We start from the raw sequence: 20,780 nt of genomic DNA on the forward strand, positions 1-20,780 counted from the left end.
AATACCCTTCTTTCTTATAGACTCCCAATATTTAAAATAAAAGTCGGGATTGTTCATCATCTAGTGTTTAGCAACATAGCGATTTTCACTATATTGTTAAACGCTAGATAAATTGAACTTGGAAGTAGATAGATAACTTAATCATGCTATTTGTCTATCTACTTCCTGAATCCCAACTTTAAAATTGCTATTATGTTTATTTATCTTCTTTTTTGCTGTCTTTTTTGTCGCTATCTTTACCAATGATGTCTTTTAATTTGCTTTGTTGTTCAGTGTAATCTTTTTCAGGTAAGGCAACAAATCCTGCGTCTTCAGCTGATTTTCCTTTATCCTTCATAACAAATTTCATGAAGTCTTGGAATCCTTCATTATCTTTTAATTTTTTCTCGTTAGTGTAGATATAAAGTGGTCTACTTAATGCGTAAGAACCATCTTGAATTGTTTTCTTAGTTGGTTCAGTTAATTGACCATTTTCATCTTTGATTTTAACTTCTTTTAGCTTGTCTTTATTTTGTTTATAGAAGTTATAACCAAAATAGCCGACACTATCTTTATTTTTCTCTACTGACTGAACAATTGTATTTGTATCAGCATTTTTCTCTGCTTTAATATCTTTTTTGTCCATAATTTCTTCAGAGAAGAAATCGTAAGTACCGTGAGATTGGTCAGGAGAAAATGCTTTGATTTCTTTGTCTGGCCATTTTGAATTAACGTCTTTCCATGTTTTTGCTTTGCCTGAGTAGATTTCATTTAATTGTTCTTTAGTAAGTTCATCTACAAAGTCGTTATCTTTATTTACAGTAATTGTCACACCATCTTGAGCAACTTTAAACTCATCATATTTAATACCTTTATCATCTAATTTTTTCTTTTCTTCGTCTTTTATAGGTCTAGATGCATTTGAGAAATCAGTGCTGCCTGAAATGAATTTTTCAAAACCGCCACCAGTTCCAGCTGTACCATTAGATACAGTTACATCTGAATTATCTTTTGCGAATTTTTCATTTAATTTTTCAATGATTGGACCTACAGTAGATGAACCATCACCTTTAACTTCTCCACTTCCTTTACCAGAATCGCTATTTCCACCGCCACAAGCTCCTAATAAAAGTGAAGCGCCGATTACAGTAGTACCAAATAATTGCCATTTTTTCATTGAAACATCCTCCTAATAAGTGAATAACCCAAAAGTTATATGTATTTCTTACAGTTCCTATACTACACACCTTTTATTAAATACAAATATAGATAATGTAAATCTTTTGTTAAGTATTTATTGACCTCATTTACAAAATTCACAATAAGAGATTCTATGTATGCTATGATTTTTGAAATGTTGATATGACGGTATTTGTAATATAAAAACAAAAAAATCCTGTACTACACAACGATTTATGTAGTACAGGATAAATTTATAAGTATCTAAACACTATTTTATATAGTAGAAACTAATCTTCGACTCTACTCCAACCTTTATTAGTTAATGCAATTTTACCAGTTTCAATAGTTATAATTTTGTTTTTATATAAATGGCCAATTGCGCGCTTAAATGCACCCTTACTCATATTGAATACTTCTTTAATCGCTTCAGGACTTGATTTATCCCAAAATGGAAGCTCACCATCATATTCTACGAGTAAATTAAAAATATGTTGACCATCTTCGTCAAGTCTTTCATGTGCAAATGGTAAAAATGAACCGTTAAGCTCCCCTTTTTCATTATGTCCGATGATACGAACTTCTAGTTTTTCACCTAAACGAGGTTCAGATTTACGTTCAGATTCATGTACGAATATTTTATGGCCATCTTTGGATAGCATAAAGCTTCCGACTCTTAAAACTCTGTATGGTCTTGCTTCAATAACTTTATTTTGTAATGTATCATCGTGTACTGGCGTGTACATTGAATCAACAATTGTCTCAGTTGCTAGTCGAGCATACATATTATTCTCACTATCAATACGCAAAGTAACTAATAATTCATCACCTTGTGTCGGCCATACATCTTTAACTTTTGGTAAATCTATCCATGGAATTAAAACTTCTCTTGGAAGACCTACATCGACATGTGCACCATCTCGGTCGGTTTTTAATACTTTCACAAAATCATATTTGCTAGTAGTAATGTCTGGCATGTTTTGTGTCGCAAACAATGCACCTGATCTATTAGGATAAATGAAGAAACTATATTCCTCGCCTATCGTTAACTCGTCTTCTTCATTAACTTCTGATTGATTGAGTTTAACTTCTTCTCCGTTTGGTCCTTGTAACTTGTAAGTAGATCCTTCTAATCCAACGACTTCAAGAAATTCAATGGAACCTACAATATTTTTCTCTTCTTGGGCCATACTGTTCTCCTTCGTACTTAAATTTATTCTTAACTATTATAACATGCTATAAAGAAACAAGCATCACCTCATTGTGAATGGTCGAAACTCCTTCTTAAGTGTGTTATAATTTGTCCGGTAGATTAACGTAAAGGAGCAAATGCATGTTACAAGTTACTGATGTAAGTTTACGGTTTGGTGATCGTAAATTATTCGAGGATGTAAATATTAAATTTACAGAAGGAAATTGTTATGGTTTGATTGGAGCCAACGGTGCTGGAAAATCAACATTTTTAAAGATTTTATCTGGTGAGTTGGATGCACAATCAGGTCATGTATCTATGGGAAAAGACGAACGTTTAGCAATCTTAAAACAGGATCACTTTGCTTATGAAGATGAACGTGTGATAGATGTTGTGATTAAAGGTCATGAACGTTTATATGAAGTAATGAAAGAAAAAGATGAGATTTATATGAAACCAGATTTCAGTGATGAAGATGGAATCAGGGCTGCAGAATTAGAAGGCGAATTTGCTGAAATGGACGGTTGGAATGCCGAAGCAGATGCAGGTTCTTTATTATCTGGATTGGGTATATCTGCTGATTTACAAGATAAAAAAATGGCTGAATTAGAAAATAATCAAAAAGTAAAAGTATTATTAGCTCAAAGTTTATTCGGCAAGCCCGATGTACTCCTACTTGATGAACCGACCAACGGTTTAGATATACCTGCGATAAGCTGGTTAGAAGATTTCTTAATTAACTTTGAAAATACAGTAATTGTGGTATCACATGACCGACACTTTTTAAATAATGTATGTACACATATTGCAGACTTAGATTATGGAAAAATAAAAGTTTATGTTGGTAACTATGATTTCTGGTATCAATCAAGTCAATTAGCAATGAAAATGGCACAAGAGCAAAATAAGAAAAAAGAAGAAAAAATTAAGGAGTTGCAAGATTTCGTTGCTCGTTTCTCTGCAAATGCATCTAAATCTAAACAAGCAACAAGTCGTAAAAAACAACTAGAAAAAATTGAATTAGACGATATTCAACCTTCTTCACGCCGTTATCCATACGTAAAATTTACGCCAGAACGTGAAATTGGTAATGACTTGCTATTTGTGGAAAATGTATCAAAAACGATTGATGGTAATAAAGTGTTAGACAATATTTCATTCACAATGAACCCTAATGATAAAGCGGTTTTAATTGGAGATAGTGAAATTGCGAAAACTACTTTACTTAAAATACTTGCAGGTGAAATGGATCCAGACGAAGGATCAGTAAAATGGGGTGTCACAACTTCCCGCAGTTACTTCCCTAAAGATAACTCTGACTACTTTGAAGGTGTAGATATGAATTTAGTTGATTGGTTACGTCAATATGCACCTGAAGATGAACAAACTGAAACATTCTTAAGAGGTTTCTTAGGTCGTATGTTATTTAGTGGCGAAGAAGTTAAGAAAAAAGCTAGTGTTTTATCTGGTGGAGAGAAAGTACGCTGTATGTTAAGTAAAATGATGTTATCTAGCGCGAATGTTCTATTGCTAGATGAACCAACAAACCACTTAGACTTAGAAAGTATTACTGCAGTAAATGATGGTTTGAAAAATTTCAAAGGTTCTATGATTTTCACATCTTATGACTTTGAATTTATCAATACAATTGCAAACCGAGTAATTGACTTAAACCCTACTGGTGGTTTATCAAAAGAAATATCTTATGAAGCTTATTTACAAGAAACTGGTGTATTAAGTAAATAACCCTTTAAAAATACAAAGCGATATATAAAGTATCATATTGAATTGATGATACGTATTGTATATTTCAAAAATTCAGATTGTAAATCGCGTTATTAAAAATAAATGCAAAATATTATCAATGATTGAAATCATACGTTAAAAGCTGAGATATTAACATATCTTAGCTTTTTTGTTTATAGTAACTTCCCCCTACGAGTCTAAATATTAGGTATAAATGATTAAGCATAATATAATCAAATACATATTTCATTATGGAGGTATGCAAATGGAACAGTTAAATATGTTAAATGGACAAGTAATTCCTCAAATTGGTTTTGGTACATATAAGTTAAATGGTGCGCATGGCACACATGCGATTGTGAATGCCTTAGAACAAGGTTATCGTTTGTTAGATACTGCCTATAATTATGAGAATGAAGGTACTGTAGGTAAAGCAATCGAGATGAGTGGAGTTTCACGTGAACAAATTATGATTACTTCAAAATTACCTGGTCGTTATCAAACTTACGACGATGCACTGACTGCAATTCAGGAATCAATTTATCGTCTAGGTGTAGATTATCTTGATTTATATTTAATTCACTGGCCTAATCCCAAACAAGGAAAGTATGTTGAAGCTTGGCGAGCAATGATTGCAGCACAAAAAGCTGGCTCAATAAAATCAATTGGTGTATGTAACTTTTTACCAGAACATATCGATACACTACAACAAGAAACTGGCGTTTTGCCAGTTGTGAACCAAATTGAGTTACATCCATACTTCAATCAAGAAGCATTGGTTCAGTACAATACTTCTAAAGGAATTATTACTCAAGCTTGGAGTCCATTAGGTCGTGCTTCTAGTGTTATCAATGATGAAAACCTTGTTGAAATTGCCACAAAACATAATAAAACTATTCCTCAAGTTATATTAAAATGGCATGTTCAAAATGGTGTTGTACCTATTCCGAAATCTACAACAGTATCAAGACAATTACAAAATATTGATATTTTTGACTTTTCCCTTGATAATAATGACATTGAGAAAATCAACGCATTAACACGTGTAGATGGTAGACGTAAAGACCAAGATCCAGCCATATATGAAGAATTTTAAAGAGAAAGCTCATAAATTTTAAAAGTTTAATATTTTAGTTCTTTTTAAAAGTATATAAATTACACTTAATTAGCAAAACGTTTATAAAAACGTTTAATTTTTCAGTAAATTAAAAAAACTTTGTAAAAGCGGTTTACAGTACATATAAGCATATGTATAATATGATTCATAAACAAAAATTAAATAAGTTTTGATGAGGCGCATCAATCATTAGTAAATTTTAGAAGAACCTGTCTGCTAGCAGCTAATTTTGAAAGGGTGAGATGCCGAAACAGTTATAATAGCAGCTTATAACAAGTTGGACTTTATGGTTAAGAGCTAAGAGTCTGTCATTATTTTAAAATAATGGAGTGCATCACTTGTATATAAATTATAGAACAGGTTCGCATTCCGGACTTGTTCTTTTTTATATCACTGTGATTCTCCCCTATCAAATGAGGAGGATATGGAATTGGAAAGAAGTGTTTTGAAATTTGGTGGTTCTTCAGTAAGTGATTTTACTAAAATTAAAAATATAGCAGGCATGTTAAAAACAAGAGTTGATGAAGGTGAGCAACTTATCGTTGTTGTAAGTGCAATGGGTAAAACAACAGATGAGCTGATGGCTAATGTTTCAACACTTACTACGACACCAAAAGATCAAGAATTGGCCCTGTTATTAACAACTGGTGAACAACAGACCGTTTCCTATTTATCGATGGTATTAAATGACATCGGTATAAATGCAAAAGCGATGACTGGATATCAAGCAGGAATCAAAACGGTTGGTCATCATTTAAAAAGTAAAATTGCTGAAATCGACCCAAGTACATTTGAACAAGCTTTTGAAAGTAACGATGTACTAGTGGTAGCAGGATTTCAAGGGGTAAATGATGAATTAGAAGTAACTACCTTAGGTCGTGGTGGCTCAGATACCACTGCTGTAGCTTTAGCTGCAAGTAACCAAACGACTTGTGAGATATACACTGATGTAGATGGTGTATATGCGACTGACCCACGGGTTTACAAAGATGCGAAACGTCTGTCGTATGTTTCGTATGAAGAAATGATGGAAATGAGCGCTTTAGGTGCAGGCGTACTTGAAACGAGAAGCGTTGAATTAGCGAAAAATTATAACATCCCCTTGTATTTAGGAAGAACTTTATCAAATGTGAAAGGAACATGGATTATGTCACAAGCAGAATTATTAGAAAAAAAAGCAGTTACTGGTGTTGCATTAGATAAACATATGCAACATGTTACAATTAGTTATCCCCTACCGGATAATAGATTACTGACAGATTTATTCAACCATTTAGAAGAAGGATCAGTCAATGTCGATATGATTTCTCAAATCGTTAATTTGGAAGGGTTACAAATGTCTTTCACGATAAAAGATACAGATGCTGTTCAAATAACAAACATCTTAGATGACTTAAAAGAAAGGTTTAATGCTTTAGACTTCAAGATAAATGAGGGATACGTTAAACTTTCATTAATTGGTTCTGGTATGAGAGATATGTCTGGTGTTGCTTCAAAAGCATTTATAACATTGATTGAAAATGATATTGCATTTTATCAAACCACCACATCCGAAATAAGTATTTCATGTGTAATAGATTCTGAAAATGGTGAACGCGCAGTTCATGCCTTGTATCAAACTTTTGATATCTGAATTTTCTAAATATAATTAATTTTAGCAAACTTATTAAAATGAAAATGGAGTGTATAATATATGACAAAATTAGCAATAGCAGGCGCAACTGGTTTAGTTGGAAGAAAAATGTTAGAAACAGTAGATCGTAAAAACATATCATTTGATGAATTAGTATTGTTTTCTTCAGCGCGTTCAGCAGGAGAAGAAATTGAATTTCAAGGCAAAACATATACGGTTAAAGAATTAACTGAAGAAGCTGCAAGTGAACATTATGATTATGTTTTAATGAGTGCCGGTGGAAGTACCAGTGCCCATTTCTCCCCTATTTTTGAACAAGCTGGTGCCATTGTTATTGATAATTCTAGTCAATGGAGAATGGTAGATGACATTGATTTAATTGTACCTGAAGTTAATGAACCTGTATTAAAAAGAAAAATCATCGCTAATCCAAATTGCTCTACCATTCAATCGGTTGTACCTTTAAAAGTATTGCAAGAAGCATTTGGATTAGAACGTGTAGCTTATACAACATACCAAGCCGTTTCAGGGTCTGGTGTAAAAGGCAGACAAGATTTATCTGAAGGTGCGAATGGTAAAGCACCTGAAGCGTATCCACATCCTATTTATAATAACGTTTTACCACATATCGATAGTTTTTTAGAAAATGGGTATACAAAAGAAGAACAAAAAATGATTGATGAGACAAGAAAAATTTTAAAAGATGAAGATTTGAAAGTAACAGCAACTTGTGTGCGTGTGCCTGTTCAAGATAGTCACAGTGTGCATATGAGCGTTACGCTTGAAAGCGAAAGTTCAGTACAAGCAATTCAGCAGCTTTTTGACAATGATGGACGTGTCGTACTGATTGATAATCCAGAACAAAATGAATATCCACTAGCGATAAATGCAACTGGTAAGGATGAAATATTTGTTGGTAGGATTCGTCGAGATGATTCATTAGATAATACTTTCCATGTGTGGTGTACTTCAGATAACTTACTAAAAGGTGCTGCTTTAAATGCAGTGCAAGTTTTAGAACAAGTAATGAGTTTGAAAGGAGTAAGATAAAATGGGACATATTTTTGAAGGTGTAGGTGTTGCTTTGACAACACCTTTCACACACAACGAAGTTGATTTAAACGCCCTTAGAAGACATGTAAAATATTTATTAGAAAATAATGCGAAATGTATCGTGGTTAATGGTACAACAGCCGAAAACCCTACATTAACTGATGAAGAAAAAGATCAAGTATTAGAGACAGTTGTTAATTATGTAGATGGCAAAGTACCAGTGATTGCTGGCACAGGTACGAATAATACTCAAAAATCTATTCAAGCTTCAGTACGTGCGAGAGAAATTGGTGCAGATGGTATTATGTTAATCACGCCTTACTACAATAAAACAAATCAACGTGGATTGATTGAACACTTTACAACGATAGCTAATGCAGTAAAATTACCTGTCATTTTGTATAATGTACCTTCACGTACGAATATGACTATTAATCCAGAAACGGTTGAAACATTAAGTGATAATGAATATATTGTAGCGATAAAAGATGCTACTAATGATTTTGAATATATGGATGAATTGAAAAAACGTTTAGATTTAAATCATTTTGCTTTGTATAGCGGTAATGATGATAATGTGGTAGATTATTTTGAAAAAGGTGGTAACGGTGTCATTTCTGTCGCTGCAAATGTAATTCCTAATGCATTCCAGTCATTATTCGATGCAAAACAAAGTGGAAAAGATATCAATTCACAATTTCAACCTATACAAACGCTATTAGATGCATTAGCTGTTGATGTTAACCCTATTCCTATCAAAGCATTAACAGCCGTTGAAGGGTTTGGTAATTATGAAGTACGCCTTCCACTAGTGAAACTGCAAGATGCAGAACGTCAAACGTTAGAAGAAGCATACGAACAATTTAAAGCAGGTGACAATACATGAACATTGTTTTAATAGGCTATGGTGCCATGAATCAACGTGTAGCAAGATTAGCTGAAGCAAAAGGACATCAAATTGAAGGTGTGATTGTACCTAATTCATCTAAATCATACCCTTATCCAACGTTCCAATGTATTTCAGACGTTAAAGATGCCGATGTTGCAATTGATTTTTCAAATCCAGAGTTATTGTTGCCTTTATTAGATGATGAATTTAATTTGCCATTAGTTATCGCAACAACTGGAGAAAAAGAAAAAATTATTGCAAAATTAAAAGAATTAAGTAGTAAAATGCCAGTATTTTTCAGTGCAAATATGAGTTATGGAGTTCATGCTTTAACTAAAATTTTGGAAGCTGCAGTTCCCCTACTTCAAGATTTTGACATTGAACTAACTGAAGCACATCATAATAAAAAAGTGGACGCACCCAGTGGTACATTAGTAAAGCTTTATGATGTCATTGAGTCATTACGTGAAAAAACAACGCCAGTTTACGACAGACATGAGTTAGATGAAAAACGTACACAAGATGTAATTGGTATCCATTCAATTCGTGGTGGTACGATTGTTGGTGAACATGATGTGTTATTTGCAGGTACTGATGAAACAATAGAAATCGCCCATCGTGCTCAATCAAAAGATATTTTTGCCAATGGAGCGATTGGTGCAGCAGAAAAATTAATTAATAAATCAAATGATTTTTATACATTTGATAATTTATAACTTTTAAGGAGCGAAAAAATTATGGTACAACATTTAACGGCAGAAGAAATTATTCAATATATAAGTGATGCAAAGAAATCTACACCTCTTAAAGTTTATGTGAATGGTAAGTTTGATAAAGTAACATTTCCTGATAACTTTAAAGTGTTTGGTGGACCTGACTCTAAAGTAATCTTTTGTGAAGCGGATGATTGGAAACAATTTTATGAAAAAAATCAATCAGCGATTGATGAATTAGAAGTTGAGATGGATCGTCGTAATTCAGCAATTCCATTGAAAGATTTAACTAATACGAATGCACGTATAGAACCTGGTGCATTTATTCGTGAACAAGCTACGATTGAAGATGGTGCAGTGATTATGATGGGTGCTACGATCAATATTGGTGCTGTAGTCGGCGAAGGAACGATGGTTGACATGAACGCAACACTTGGTGGTCGTGCTACTACAGGTAAAAACGTTCACGTTGGAGCTGGTGCAGTATTAGCTGGCGTAATTGAACCACCTAGTGCATCACCTGTGATCATTGAAGATGACGTACTCATTGGTGCAAATGCTGTAATACTTGAAGGTGTTCGCGTTGGCGAAGGCTCTATTGTTGCAGCTGGTGCAATCGTTACGCAAGATGTCCCTGCCGGCTCTGTGGTTGCTGGAACACCAGCAAAAGTAATTAAGCAAACAAGTGAAGTTGAAGATTCAAAAAGAGAAATCGTTTCAGCACTAAGAAAATTAAACGATTAATACTGAATTAAGAAGATAGATCATAAAAACTGAATTTTTAATATTTGTAGGAGGTTTTAGACGATATAACATTTTATTACTAATGTATTCATTTATTATTAATGTATATATTAATTTGTAACTATAAAATCGTCTAACCTCCTTTTTATACATAAATAAGCATTTTTTATATTAATACATATTATAATAACTAAAAGGATTTGATTTTAATGAATGAGTTAGAATTTGTTACAACGCATAGACGTCATTTGCATCAACATCCAGAATTAAGCCTCCATGAATTTGAAACCACTAAATATATTGCAACATTTTTAGATGAACTTGGTGTCCAATACGATCGTCCATTGGAAACAGGTTTGATTGCTTATCTACCAGGTAATGGTAATCATACGATTGCTTATCGCGCAGACATAGATGCTTTGCCTATCTATGAAGAAAATGATGTCTCTTATCGAAGTAAAACAGATCATGTCATGCACGCATGTGGACATGATGGGCATACAACTGCATTAATGTTATTTGTTAAACGTTGTAAGTCTATGGCTGATCAAGGCACATTGCCTCAAAATATTGTATTTATCTTTCAACCAGCTGAAGAAACAGGAGGTGGCGCAAACCGTTTAATTCGTGCAGGCGCTTTTGATAAATACCCTATCGAAGCTATATTTGGTATCCACGTGATGCCTTTTGAGGATGAAGGTCGAGTTGTAATTCGTGATGAAGAAATTACAGCAAGTGCTACAGAGTATCGTTTTTATTTAACTGGTCTATCAAGTCATGTTGCGGATAAAGAACAAGGACATTCTGCTGGAGAAGCGCTGCAGCATGTTTTAAGTCAAGTGGGTCAGATACAACAATTCCATTTAAATGGCTTAAAGAGAAATATTGTACATATGGGTCATTTTGAAGCCGGAGAAGCCATAAACACAGTACCAAGCAATGGCTATTTAGAAGGCACTATTAGAACTTATGATGTCCATGATTTGGAAACTGTGAAACTGCAAATGCACAAAATTGCTGAAAGTGTAAAATTGTTATTTGACGTTGATTGTGAAGTGAAATTTGAAGAGGGCTATCCACCAACATATAATTCACCTGAATTACGTAAACATATTGAAAATGGTCTCAACATCGCTAACTTAACAATAGTTGATAAACCTACACCATACTTATTTGGCGAGGATTTCAGCTTTTATAGTCAACTTGCACCTAGTTATTTTATTTTTGTCGGTGTACGAGACGAGACAAAAGGTTTTGTCACAGGTTTGCATACTGCCCTTTTAAATTTTAATGAACATATGTTGATTAAAATTGCAGATTATTATGAAGCGATTTTAAAATCCTATAGTGAGGTGGAATCACAATGACCGCAGTTTGGTTTGTTGACACTCAACGATTTTACAATAATGTGCTTAAAGTAATCCAAAACAATCAAATTATGGCAGTAGTTAAAAATAATGCCTATCATTATGGGTTGGAGTTTGCAGTACAGCAATTTTTAGAAGCTGGTATTAATACTTTTAGTACGACTTCCTTAAGAGAAGCAGTTCGCATAAGACAATTAGCCCCTAATGCAACGATTTTCTTAATGAATGCAGTATATGAATTTGATAAAGTGCGAGATTATCAAATTCAAATGACCCTACCCTCGTTAAATTTCTATTATGAACATATTGAAGATTTACAAGGTATTCAAGTTCATTTAGAATTTGAAAATTTACTGCATCGCTCAGGTTTGAAGAGTATAGATGAAATAAAAGAAGTGTTGCACCATCATATGAAAGATGAAAGTAAAGATAAAATGCGTATTACAGGTTTATGGACTCACTTTGGATATGCAGATGAATTTGATGTATCAGAATATCATGAAGAGCGTAAAGCTTGGTTAGAGATTGTTAACGCATTATTAGACGAAGGTTATCACTTTGAAATGATACATGCACAAAACAGTGCAAGTTATTATAGGGAAAACGGTGTGTTTGATAACCATACACATGCGCGCGTTGGCATTGCGCTTTACGGTTCTAGACCTTATCAAACGATTGATGTAAATGAGATTGAACAATCACTGACCGTTAAAGGTAATGTTATCCAAGTTCGTGAAGTAAATGAGGGTGATTATTGTGGCTATAGTTTTGCATTCGAAGCTACGCATAATCACACAAAATTAGCAGTAGTTGATATTGGCTATGGAGATGGTATTCTTAAATCAAGAGCAAAACATGAGGCACTTATCAACGGCAAGCGTTACCCTATTCGTGCGTTGATGATGAGCCATATGTTTGTTGAAGTTGATAACAACGTGCATGCACAAGATGAAGTAATATTATATAATAATGATATTCGTGTTGACGAGTTTACATTTAAAGGTGTTGGCGCGAATTCTGAACAATTAAGTGCAATGAATCACGACTCACTAATAAAGGAGTATAGATAAATTATGGTAGTAGAATATAATGATCGTGGCGAGTTAACAATGGGAGGTACAAGTCTTAAAACAATAGCTCAAAGTTTCGGAACCCCTACTATTGTTTACGATGAACATCAAATCAGATCACAAATGCAACGATTTCACACTGCTTTTCAGAAAAGTGGATTAAACTATAACATTTCATATGCTTCTAAAGCATTTACTTGTCTACAAATGGTGAAATTAGTACAAGAAGAAGGTCTTGAACTAGATGTAGTATCTGAAGGAGAATTGTATACGGCATTGGAAGCAGGTTTTGACCCACAGCATATACATTTTCATGGTAACAACAAGACAAAGCATGAGTTACAGTATGCTTTAGAAAGCAAAGTTGGCTATATCGTTATTGATGCATTAGAAGAAATAGAACTCATCGATAAATATGCGAGTGAAACGGTAAATGTCGTATTACGTTTAAATCCTGGTGTTGAAGCCCATACACATGAATTTATTCAAACTGGTCAGGAAGATAGTAAATTTGGTTTGTCAATTAAACATGGATTGGCAAATCAAGCAGTTGAAAAAGTAAAAAACACGAAACATTTAAATTTAAAAGGTGTTCACTTTCATGTAGGATCGCAAATTGAAGGCACAGAAGCGATGATTGAAACAGCAAAAATAGTAATTCAATGGTTAAAAGAAAATGCTATAGAGGTTGAACTGATTAACTTAGGCGGTGGTTTCAGTATTAAATATGTTGAAGGTGATGTAAGTTTCCCTATCGAAACTGGGATTTCAGAAATTACTGATGCGATAAAAGAATTTTCAACTGAATTTAACTACCCTCTTCCAGAAATTGGAATAGAACCTGGTAGATCTATAGTTGGAGAAGCCGGTATAACATTATATGAAGTTGGTACAATAAAAGAGATTCCCAATGTTAACAAATATGTATCAGTTGATGGTGGGATGAGTGATCATATTCGTACTGCATTATATGATGCTCAGTATGAAGCATTATTAGTTAATAGAAATGAACCAAATGATGAAACTGTAACAATAGCTGGAAAACTTTGTGAGTCTGGAGATATTATAATTAAGGATGCTAAGTTACCTAGTACCGTTAAACGCGGTGATTATCTAGCTGTTTTATCAACAGGTGCTTATCATTATTCCATGGCATCTAATTACAACCAAATGCAAAAACCGTCAGTATTCTTTCTAAAAGATAGTAAAGCTAGAGAAGTTATAAAAAGACAATCATTGCGACAATTAATCATAAATGATACAAAATAACTTGTTAATAATATAAAGAATCAATCATAATTAAAGCTCTTTTTAAAGTACATTTTAAAATTTATATATTAAAAAAAGAACCTTTAACAAGGTTCTTTTTATAGTCAATATTGCAATCTATATTATAGTTTTACAACGTTTGCAGCTTGAGGACCGCGGTCGCCTTCAACTACTTCAAATTCAACTGATTGACCTTCTTCTAATGATTTGTAACCTTCTTGGTTAATCGCTGAGAAGTGTACGAATACATCGTTTTCTCCTTCTACTTCGATAAAACCAAATCCTTTTTCAGCGTTAAACCATTTTACTGTACCTTGTTTCATAAATGTGAAACCTCCAAGACTAATATTCATTCAATATGCATTATTCGCATATTACAAAAAATACAATTTCACAGTGTAAATCTGTCTTACAATATTCTTTGCAATATGGAATAAAACAATTGCTTGACTCATATTATAAGCCATAATAGCTGAAAATGCAATGCAATTGTGGAAAAACAATTTCTTAAACAATCGGTAATTTATAATAAACTTCATTATTATTTAAAACAATATAACTATAAAAAATCTGTAAATCTTCATCACAATCTTCACAAAATCCTAATTCGCAATTATTATAAAATGCATGAATATTGTATTTACCAACCAGAAAATTGTCATAGTGCTTTTTACTATTTTCAATGATAGATTGATAGTAATTTAGCATCTTTTCATAGTTTTCAAAATGATATTGTTCCACGATATGATCAGTCCAGTCACTAAATAACCACCAGCCTTCGTAATCAGCCCGAATTTTTGCAACTGTCCACATGTAAATTAACACCCTTTCACTTTCAACTTCATACTTGCTCTTATCAAATAAATCATTGTAATGATCATCATTATATTAATCATGATTTATTACGTTTATTTTGAATTATTTGTATATAATTTTATATATTGTCTATATGTTATGTAACGTATTTAAAAAATTTATTCATCCATACGCAAAAGATATTGCTAAATAGCTATGTGTAATATTTTAACTGTATCTTATATAAAATCAAGTTATCTGTTTCATACTTTTGACGGATAGACAATTGTTATTCAGACAAAAATATTAGTTTTGTATGATAAAATTTCGTATAATGATAATAAGAGGTGATTATATGCAATGCAAACATATTAAAGTATTTGGTATAGTACAAGGCGTTGGTTTTCGCTATTATACTGAGAAGATAGCAAAAAAATATAATGTTGTAGGTACTGTTCAAAATATATCTGATTATGTAGAGATTTATGCTCAAGGAGATGAATCATCACTAACATCATTTACTAATGCTATCACTGAGGGTGCTTCACCTGCTTCTCAAGTTGAAGATTATGAAATTGAAGAGATAGAAACGAATGAATCATGGGAAAATTTTAGTACAATATAAAGGAAGATGAAGTTTGAGATATAATATTTCGCGAATTTATGGGACCATTATTGCTTTTCCAATAGCTGTTATCGCGTGGATTTCTAGTGTATTTGCATTAGAGTTAAATTTTATTTTTGATTTTCTTATTTCTGCAGTAGCGTTTATAGCATTCTACTTCCCTACTCAGCGTTTAACTTCTAGAAAATATTTAAATGAGATTGGTTTAACACGAAGAGATTATCATTTTGTAAATAGTCAATTAAATAATGCACAAGACAAGATAAGAAGAATTTTAAAAACTTTTGTTAACGTAAGATCAATCAAAGATTTTAGACAAGTAAACGAAATATATAGAATATCTCGAGCAATATACTATGCAGTAAAGCAACAACCCAGAATGTTTTTTAAAGTAGAAAGTTTTTTCTACTCTCATATTGATAATGCATTAAATCTCATTGAATCTTATACGAGATTAGCAAAATCACCAAAAAAATCAGAAGAAGAAAAGCAAAAGTTAGCACAAACTCGTCTCACTTTAGATGAAGTTAAACGAACTTTAGTAGCAGATTTAAAGAGAATTAATGAAGAAGATTATAGCCAATTAGATATAGAAATGGAATTAAATAAAATTGAACAAAAAAGACAAAAGTAACTTATATAAAGAAGTGGAGTGAAATTAAATGGTAAGAGAACAAGACTTTTTAAATTCGCACCCATTGGATAAATATATTGATGAACAATCAGCAAATGAATCAGAAATTATTAACAGCACAAAACAATATACTAAAGAAGATGAACAGAAGATTGATGAATTAACTAAACAAATAAAACCAATGGATAATGATAGCTTATTAAATTATGGTACTTCTGCACAATCTGATATGTCTCAATTTTCACATCGTATCCTTAATGAGGTGAAAACCACAGATGTTGGTCCTGTTGGGGAATCTTTAAATGGATTGATGAGCAAACTTAAATCTGTAAACCCAGATGAGTTAAACCCAGAAAATCAATCAAAATTAAAACGTATTTTTAGAAGAACAAAAGCTTCAGTTAATGAAATTTTTTCAAAAATGCAATCTGTAGGATCTCAAATTGATCGCATTTCAATTGAACTAGATAAACATAAAAATAATTTAAATAAAGATATTGGAATGCTAGATGAATTGTATCATTTAAATAAAATGTATTTTGATGAATTAACACTGTATATAGAAGCAGCTAAAAGAAAGCAACAAGTGATACAACAAGAAGATATGCCGAAATTAAATGCTCAAGCTGAATCCACAGGTAATCAAATGGATGTACAAGCTGTATCAGATATGGAACAATTTATAGATAGATTAGATAAACGCATTTATGATTTACAACTATCCAGACAAATTGCTATACAAACTGCGCCACAAATTAGAATGATTCAAAATGTGAATCATGCATTAGCAGAAAAAATTCAAAGTTCAATTTTAACGAGTATTCCTTTATGGAAAAACCAAATGTCTATTGCACTGACTTTAATGAGACAACGTAATGCAGTTTCTGCACAGAAAGCAGTAACAGATACTACAAATAATTTGTTACTCAAGAATTCAGAACTTTTAAAGCAAAATGCTGTTGCTACAGCTACTGAAAATGAACGTGGTGTTGTCGATATTGAAACCTTAAAAACAACACAGCAAGATATCATAGACACGATTGAACAGACCCTCCAAATCCAAGAACAGGGTCGAAATAAACGTAAACAAGCAGAAACTGAATTAAACCAATTAGAAACAGAAATGAAAAATCAATTATTAGGTATGAAACAGCAAAAATAAAATGGATACAAAAATAATTTATAAGATATTAAGCCCGCAAATGAATGTTTTTAATGATTCATTTACGGGTCTCTTTTTCCATTGTATATTTTGTCTTGGTTGTTATATCATGAGCTTGTTACTGTCCATCAGTTACGTACTCCTTTCACCTAGAACAAGTAATCTTAATATACAAAAACGTCAATTTCAATAGAAATTGACGTTTTTTCGTAAATGAGGGATGTTTATACCCTACGAGTTATTTGATTTTATTATTCTTTTTCATAAACGATAGTTTTCTGTTTCTTAAATAACGGTGCTACAATATAACCAATAATTGTAGTGATCACTGCTATTGGGAACCATTCTAATGAATAATCTTTCAGTGGTAAGTTATCAATAAGACTTAACTTGAACCAACCTTGTGTGTGAATCACACTAAGGATTGAAATAATAGAAACTACTGCTACAGGAATTTGCTGTGCAATTGGTTTTGTTGGAATAAAACGTGCTAGTAATATTAAAAGTACCGAAGTAATCGCTACTGGATATACAATACTTAAAACAGGAACTGACATTGTAATCACTGAGTTTAATCCTTGATTTGCTAAAATAAAACTCACTAACGTGAAGATGATAACGTAAGTTTTATATGAAATTCTTGGGAATATTCTATTAAAATACTCTGAAACAGATACGATCAATCCACAAGCAGTTGTTAAACAAGCAAGAGCTACGATGATACCTAACAAGTACTTTCCAAAAGCACCAAATCCAGCGCTTGCCATTGTCGTTAGTAAATATGTACCAATATTTTGATCGTTAGCAATTAAACTGGCAACTTTCTCTTGCGGGACAGCCATATGGTTACCAATAAATCCTAAGGAAATATAAATAAACATAAGTGCCACTGCAGCAATAATTCCAGCTAATAGTGTTTGTCTGAAAATTTTGTTGGCGTGCGTGATGCCAGTTGCTTTTACCGCGTTAACCACAATCATTGAAAAAGCAATGGCAGCAATCGCATCCATTGTCAAATAACCATTCGTAAATCCTTGTGAAAAACCTGCAAAATTAGAAGTAAAAGCTTCAGCTGCCTGACTATGTGTATTACCACCATAATCAACAAACCCTTTGATAATCATCGCTAAAATAGTAATTAATAATAATGGTGTTAACAATGACCCAATGCGATCTACCATTTTATTTGGATTAATACATAAATATAAAACTACTAAAAAGTAAATGATTGTAAATATAAACAATGCTAAGCTACTATTTGTATGGGCAATTGGCGTAATTGTCATTTCAAATGACGTAGATGCAGTACGTGGTATTGCAAAAAGAGGTCCAATTGTTAAATATATGACAATTAAGAATATCACAGAAAATTTTGGTGAAATTTTATTTAAAGAACCAATATAACCTTGTTTATCTAAAGCACCAACGATTACCCCTAATAAGGGCAATCCTATACCAGTTAAAGCAAATGCTAATATGGAAGGCCAAAAGAATTGGCCGCTATCTAAACCTAAATTTGGTGGAAATATAAGATTGCCGGCTCCGAAAAACATAGCAAACAGCGTGAATCCTATAATCCATGTATTTTTATTCATAAATTGTTCTCCTTCTTGCCTATAAAATAATATTTACTATTCTATCACGATTTACAAGAATGCGTCTATATAAATTTCTGAATATTTCAATTTATGTGTGATTTTATAAATAAATTACGTACTAAAAAGATTTTAATAATAATTTTTTAAGTAATGGTGCAAGATGGCTTGGTAGATTTTCTACACCTTCTACGAAAATTGCATAGTTGCCATAAATGTTATGAATTGTTTCTTCAATATCTTCTGTAATTGTGTCTTGACTTAAAAATACATTAAAAACTTCAATACCCAATTTACGAGCTGTTTCCACAGCTTCATAAGTATCAAGAATACCATCTTGACTATAATTATAAGCTGATGGCTCACCGTCAGAAAACACAATTAGAAAACGTTGATTATGCGCTCTACGCATTAAGCGTTCGCTGCCAATTCTTATCGCAACACCGTCTCTATTATCGTCTTGTGGTTGTAAAGCCATGATTCTAGGTCCTTCTCGTTTTATAGTTGATTGATCATAAGCAATAATTTCATCAATGATATTAGGTTGTTTTGTATCATCAGCATCAAAGGCATCTTCATTAAATGCTAGTATCTCATGTTTTACGTTTAAAGATTTTAACGTTTCATGAAATAAAACGACACCTTTAATTGTTTCAGACATTTTATCTTGCATACTTGCTGAAGCATCAACTAATAAAGTAAAGGTTGCATCAAACGATTGACTTAAATCTTGTTTTTTATAAAATAATTTATATTGATCATCAATAAACCAATTTAATAGATTTTTTTGTAATCGTCCTTTTGTTAGATTTCGACGCTCATCTTGGTATTCTCTATCTATTGTTTTTTTGATAATTTGTATCAAGTCTTTTGTTTCAAATTGAACTTCTTTTTCAACATCATGATATGCATTATGATATTCAGGTAGTATTTCAGGTATGTTCCATTTAACGTCTACGTTTGCGTTTATCCCTTTTAATGCAAAAGCAGAATGATTGCCTACTGACCCACCTTCTTCACTTTCTACTTGATTCGTAGATCCTTTACCTTTTTTAGTTTGCATATCTGTCATATCATCGCCGCTGTCGCCTTCTCTAGCAGTGTCATTATCACCAACAACCTCACTATTTTCACCTTCATGTAGTTCCATTTCTAAATATGCTCCACCTTGTGAAGCACTATCTTGATGATTAGATTCTATATCTTCACTAACACTTTCTTCGTTATGATCATTGTTTGAAGATTTATCAGTATTACTTGCATCCGTTCGTTTTATATCTTCAAATTTGAGTTCGTGAATGGCTTCATATACTTTTTTAGGTAAATGATAATATTCATTTAACATATCTTCATTTAAGATATCATCAATTTGGAACATAATCCGTTCAGCTAAGTACATATTATCCTCGGACGAATCATTATAGAAAAAATTAGGCAAATATTGATACATATTTGTCAGAATATCATCAATTTGTGGACCAATTTGGGGTATGTCGTAAAAGTTCTCACTTAAAAACGATGATTCCAAATATAAAAAGAGTAAATCTGTAAACGTCTTTTTGGTTTTATATACTTTGATTTGAGTACTAGTATAACTTAATCTAATTTCATTGCGCATGTGAATGGCATCTTTAGTAGACGGCCGTTGTTTAACTATTTCGTTTAATACTCTTTTATCTTCTAATAATTTAAAAAGTTGTTGGAAAAATTTTGGATGTTTAAACGTATTATTATGAATAACTTCGTTGACAACTGTTTCATCCATCAATTTGTAGCCATAAGCAGCAAGCATGACATCAGTCTTGAGCCCTGTTGTTTCAATGTCATTTCTTCTATGCGACCAAAAAGCACTCGTTATTAACATATTATTGATTGGATCGTAATATGGGAATTTTTGAATTTTAACTTGTGTTTGTTCATTTTTTAGTAATAATCGAGCTAAATCTTGCAACATCATTACTTGCTTTGCATCTAGCTGTTCGTCATTAAATAATATAAAACGATCGCTCATAAATATC

19 protein-coding genes and 1 riboswitch are annotated in these 20,780 nt (G+C 32.4%); of the genes, 13 read left to right on the top strand and 6 right to left on the bottom strand.

All coding sequences use genetic code 11. The features are described 5' to 3' along the window. Nucleotides 1-196 precede the first annotated feature (196 nt). Complete coding sequence (locus MUA21_RS05740) at nt 197-1,156, bottom strand: PstS family phosphate ABC transporter substrate-binding protein (RefSeq protein ID WP_046208302.1); 960 nt, start codon at nt 1,154-1,156, stop codon at nt 197-199. Nucleotides 1,157-1,448: 292 nt separating this feature from the next. Next, nucleotides 1,449-2,348, bottom strand: a complete 900-nt coding sequence (cvfB, locus tag MUA21_RS05745) for an RNA-binding virulence regulatory protein CvfB (protein ID WP_046208301.1) — start codon at nt 2,346-2,348, stop codon at nt 1,449-1,451. A gap of 143 nt (nt 2,349-2,491) precedes the next feature. Here cvfB and MUA21_RS05750 point away from each other — a divergent pair, with 143 nt between their 5' ends. The 10 genes from MUA21_RS05750 (at nt 2,492) to lysA (ending at nt 13,951) form a co-directional block, all read left to right on the top strand. After that, complete coding sequence (locus MUA21_RS05750) at nt 2,492-4,096, top strand: ABC-F family ATP-binding cassette domain-containing protein (RefSeq protein ID WP_046208300.1); 1,605 nt, start codon at nt 2,492-2,494, stop codon at nt 4,094-4,096. 265 nt (nt 4,097-4,361) lie between these two features. Beyond that, on the top strand, nt 4,362-5,192 hold the full coding sequence (locus tag MUA21_RS05755; protein WP_262562134.1) for an aldo/keto reductase: 831 nt from the start codon (nt 4,362-4,364) through the stop codon (nt 5,190-5,192). 185 nt (nt 5,193-5,377) lie between these two features. After that, a riboswitch (Lysine riboswitch) is annotated at nt 5,378-5,556 on the top strand. A gap of 81 nt (nt 5,557-5,637) precedes the next feature. Then, nucleotides 5,638-6,846, top strand: a complete 1,209-nt coding sequence (locus tag MUA21_RS05760) for an aspartate kinase (RefSeq protein ID WP_174894772.1) — start codon at nt 5,638-5,640, stop codon at nt 6,844-6,846. Between the two features lie 60 nt (nt 6,847-6,906). Beyond that, nucleotides 6,907-7,896, top strand: coding sequence for an aspartate-semialdehyde dehydrogenase (locus MUA21_RS05765; RefSeq protein WP_073342145.1), 990 nt, complete (start codon nt 6,907-6,909; stop codon nt 7,894-7,896). A gap of 1 nt (nt 7,897) precedes the next feature. Continuing rightward, entirely contained in the window at nt 7,898-8,785 is an 888-nt protein-coding gene (gene dapA / locus MUA21_RS05770) for a 4-hydroxy-tetrahydrodipicolinate synthase (RefSeq protein WP_046208296.1), read from the top strand. Beyond that, on the top strand, nt 8,782-9,504 hold the full coding sequence (dapB, locus tag MUA21_RS05775) for a 4-hydroxy-tetrahydrodipicolinate reductase (RefSeq protein ID WP_262562138.1): 723 nt from the start codon (nt 8,782-8,784) through the stop codon (nt 9,502-9,504). Before dapA ends, dapB begins: the two co-directional genes overlap by 4 nt. A gap of 21 nt (nt 9,505-9,525) precedes the next feature. Continuing rightward, nucleotides 9,526-10,245 carry a 2,3,4,5-tetrahydropyridine-2,6-dicarboxylate N-acetyltransferase gene (dapD, locus tag MUA21_RS05780; protein WP_064208971.1) on the top strand — a complete coding sequence of 240 codons (720 nt, stop codon included), beginning with the start codon at nt 9,526-9,528 and terminating at the stop codon, nt 10,243-10,245. A gap of 209 nt (nt 10,246-10,454) precedes the next feature. Continuing rightward, on the top strand, nt 10,455-11,612 hold the full coding sequence (locus MUA21_RS05785; RefSeq protein ID WP_046208293.1) for an amidohydrolase: 1,158 nt from the start codon (nt 10,455-10,457) through the stop codon (nt 11,610-11,612). Continuing rightward, on the top strand, nt 11,609-12,682 hold the full coding sequence (locus MUA21_RS05790; protein WP_073342136.1) for an alanine racemase: 1,074 nt from the start codon (nt 11,609-11,611) through the stop codon (nt 12,680-12,682). Before MUA21_RS05785 ends, MUA21_RS05790 begins: the two co-directional genes overlap by 4 nt. Nucleotides 12,683-12,685: 3 nt before the next feature. Continuing rightward, nucleotides 12,686-13,951 carry a diaminopimelate decarboxylase gene (gene lysA / locus MUA21_RS05795; RefSeq protein ID WP_064208968.1) on the top strand — a complete coding sequence of 422 codons (1,266 nt, stop codon included), beginning with the start codon at nt 12,686-12,688 and terminating at the stop codon, nt 13,949-13,951. A gap of 122 nt (nt 13,952-14,073) precedes the next feature. Here lysA and cspA read toward each other — a convergent pair whose 3' ends face one another. Both cspA and msaA read right to left on the bottom strand, forming a co-directional pair. Then, complete coding sequence (gene cspA, locus MUA21_RS05800) at nt 14,074-14,274, bottom strand: cold shock protein CspA (RefSeq protein ID WP_001831260.1); 201 nt, start codon at nt 14,272-14,274, stop codon at nt 14,074-14,076. 184 nt (nt 14,275-14,458) lie between these two features. Beyond that, nucleotides 14,459-14,764: a regulatory protein MsaA gene (msaA, locus tag MUA21_RS05805; RefSeq protein ID WP_019468786.1), complete on the bottom strand. Its 306-nt coding sequence runs from the start codon at nt 14,762-14,764 to the stop codon at nt 14,459-14,461. A gap of 337 nt (nt 14,765-15,101) precedes the next feature. Here msaA and MUA21_RS05810 point away from each other — a divergent pair, with 337 nt between their 5' ends. The 3 genes from MUA21_RS05810 to MUA21_RS05820 are packed head-to-tail and all read left to right on the top strand — an operon-like array spanning nt 15,102 to nt 17,167. Beyond that, nucleotides 15,102-15,371 (top strand): acylphosphatase, encoded by a 270-nt coding sequence (locus MUA21_RS05810; protein ID WP_073342133.1) that lies wholly within the window; start codon nt 15,102-15,104, stop codon nt 15,369-15,371. A 13-nt stretch (nt 15,372-15,384) separates the two neighbouring features. Next, complete coding sequence (locus MUA21_RS05815; protein WP_107526159.1) at nt 15,385-16,005, top strand: 5-bromo-4-chloroindolyl phosphate hydrolysis family protein; 621 nt, start codon at nt 15,385-15,387, stop codon at nt 16,003-16,005. Nucleotides 16,006-16,033: 28 nt separating this feature from the next. Continuing rightward, a complete protein-coding gene (locus tag MUA21_RS05820; protein WP_262562143.1) occupies nt 16,034-17,167 on the top strand; it encodes a toxic anion resistance protein in 1,134 nt (377 codons plus the stop codon). Between the two features lie 251 nt (nt 17,168-17,418). Here the strand turns inward: MUA21_RS05820 and brnQ3 are convergent, their stop codons facing one another. Beyond that, complete coding sequence (gene brnQ3 / locus MUA21_RS05825; RefSeq protein ID WP_046208287.1) at nt 17,419-18,762, bottom strand: branched-chain amino acid-like transporter carrier protein BrnQ3; 1,344 nt, start codon at nt 18,760-18,762, stop codon at nt 17,419-17,421. A gap of 121 nt (nt 18,763-18,883) precedes the next feature. Next, the gene (locus MUA21_RS05830) at nt 18,884-20,773 is read right to left on the bottom strand and encodes a vWA domain-containing protein (protein ID WP_107526161.1); all 1,890 of its coding nucleotides are present in this window, start codon (nt 20,771-20,773) and stop codon (nt 18,884-18,886) included. Nucleotides 20,774-20,780: the final 7 nt, after the last annotated feature.

Origin of the sequence: Staphylococcus ureilyticus, from assembly GCF_025558845.1 — a bacterium.
GTDB lineage: Bacteria > Bacillota > Bacilli > Staphylococcales > Staphylococcaceae > Staphylococcus > Staphylococcus ureilyticus.

Coding starts and splice junctions, on each gene's coding strand:
- MUA21_RS05750 (WP_046208300.1), top strand. CDS start 2,492: ATGTTACAAGTTACTGATGTAAGTTTACGGTTTGGTGATCGTAAATTA.
- MUA21_RS05760 (WP_174894772.1), top strand. CDS start 5,638: ATGGAATTGGAAAGAAGTGTTTTGAAATTTGGTGGTTCTTCAGTAAGT.
- dapB (WP_262562138.1), top strand. CDS start 8,782: ATGAACATTGTTTTAATAGGCTATGGTGCCATGAATCAACGTGTAGCA.
- MUA21_RS05740 (WP_046208302.1), bottom strand. CDS start 1,156: ATGAAAAAATGGCAATTATTTGGTACTACTGTAATCGGCGCTTCACTT.
- MUA21_RS05755 (WP_262562134.1), top strand. CDS start 4,362: ATGGAACAGTTAAATATGTTAAATGGACAAGTAATTCCTCAAATTGGT.
- MUA21_RS05810 (WP_073342133.1), top strand. CDS start 15,102: ATGCAATGCAAACATATTAAAGTATTTGGTATAGTACAAGGCGTTGGT.
- MUA21_RS05790 (WP_073342136.1), top strand. CDS start 11,609: ATGACCGCAGTTTGGTTTGTTGACACTCAACGATTTTACAATAATGTG.
- MUA21_RS05765 (WP_073342145.1), top strand. CDS start 6,907: ATGACAAAATTAGCAATAGCAGGCGCAACTGGTTTAGTTGGAAGAAAA.
- brnQ3 (WP_046208287.1), bottom strand. CDS start 18,762: ATGAATAAAAATACATGGATTATAGGATTCACGCTGTTTGCTATGTTT.
- cvfB (WP_046208301.1), bottom strand. CDS start 2,348: ATGGCCCAAGAAGAGAAAAATATTGTAGGTTCCATTGAATTTCTTGAA.
- MUA21_RS05785 (WP_046208293.1), top strand. CDS start 10,455: ATGAATGAGTTAGAATTTGTTACAACGCATAGACGTCATTTGCATCAA.
- msaA (WP_019468786.1), bottom strand. CDS start 14,764: ATGTGGACAGTTGCAAAAATTCGGGCTGATTACGAAGGCTGGTGGTTA.
- dapD (WP_064208971.1), top strand. CDS start 9,526: ATGGTACAACATTTAACGGCAGAAGAAATTATTCAATATATAAGTGAT.
- dapA (WP_046208296.1), top strand. CDS start 7,898: ATGGGACATATTTTTGAAGGTGTAGGTGTTGCTTTGACAACACCTTTC.
- MUA21_RS05830 (WP_107526161.1), bottom strand. CDS start 20,773: ATGAGCGATCGTTTTATATTATTTAATGACGAACAGCTAGATGCAAAG.
- lysA (WP_064208968.1), top strand. CDS start 12,686: ATGGTAGTAGAATATAATGATCGTGGCGAGTTAACAATGGGAGGTACA.
- MUA21_RS05820 (WP_262562143.1), top strand. CDS start 16,034: ATGGTAAGAGAACAAGACTTTTTAAATTCGCACCCATTGGATAAATAT.
- cspA (WP_001831260.1), bottom strand. CDS start 14,274: ATGAAACAAGGTACAGTAAAATGGTTTAACGCTGAAAAAGGATTTGGT.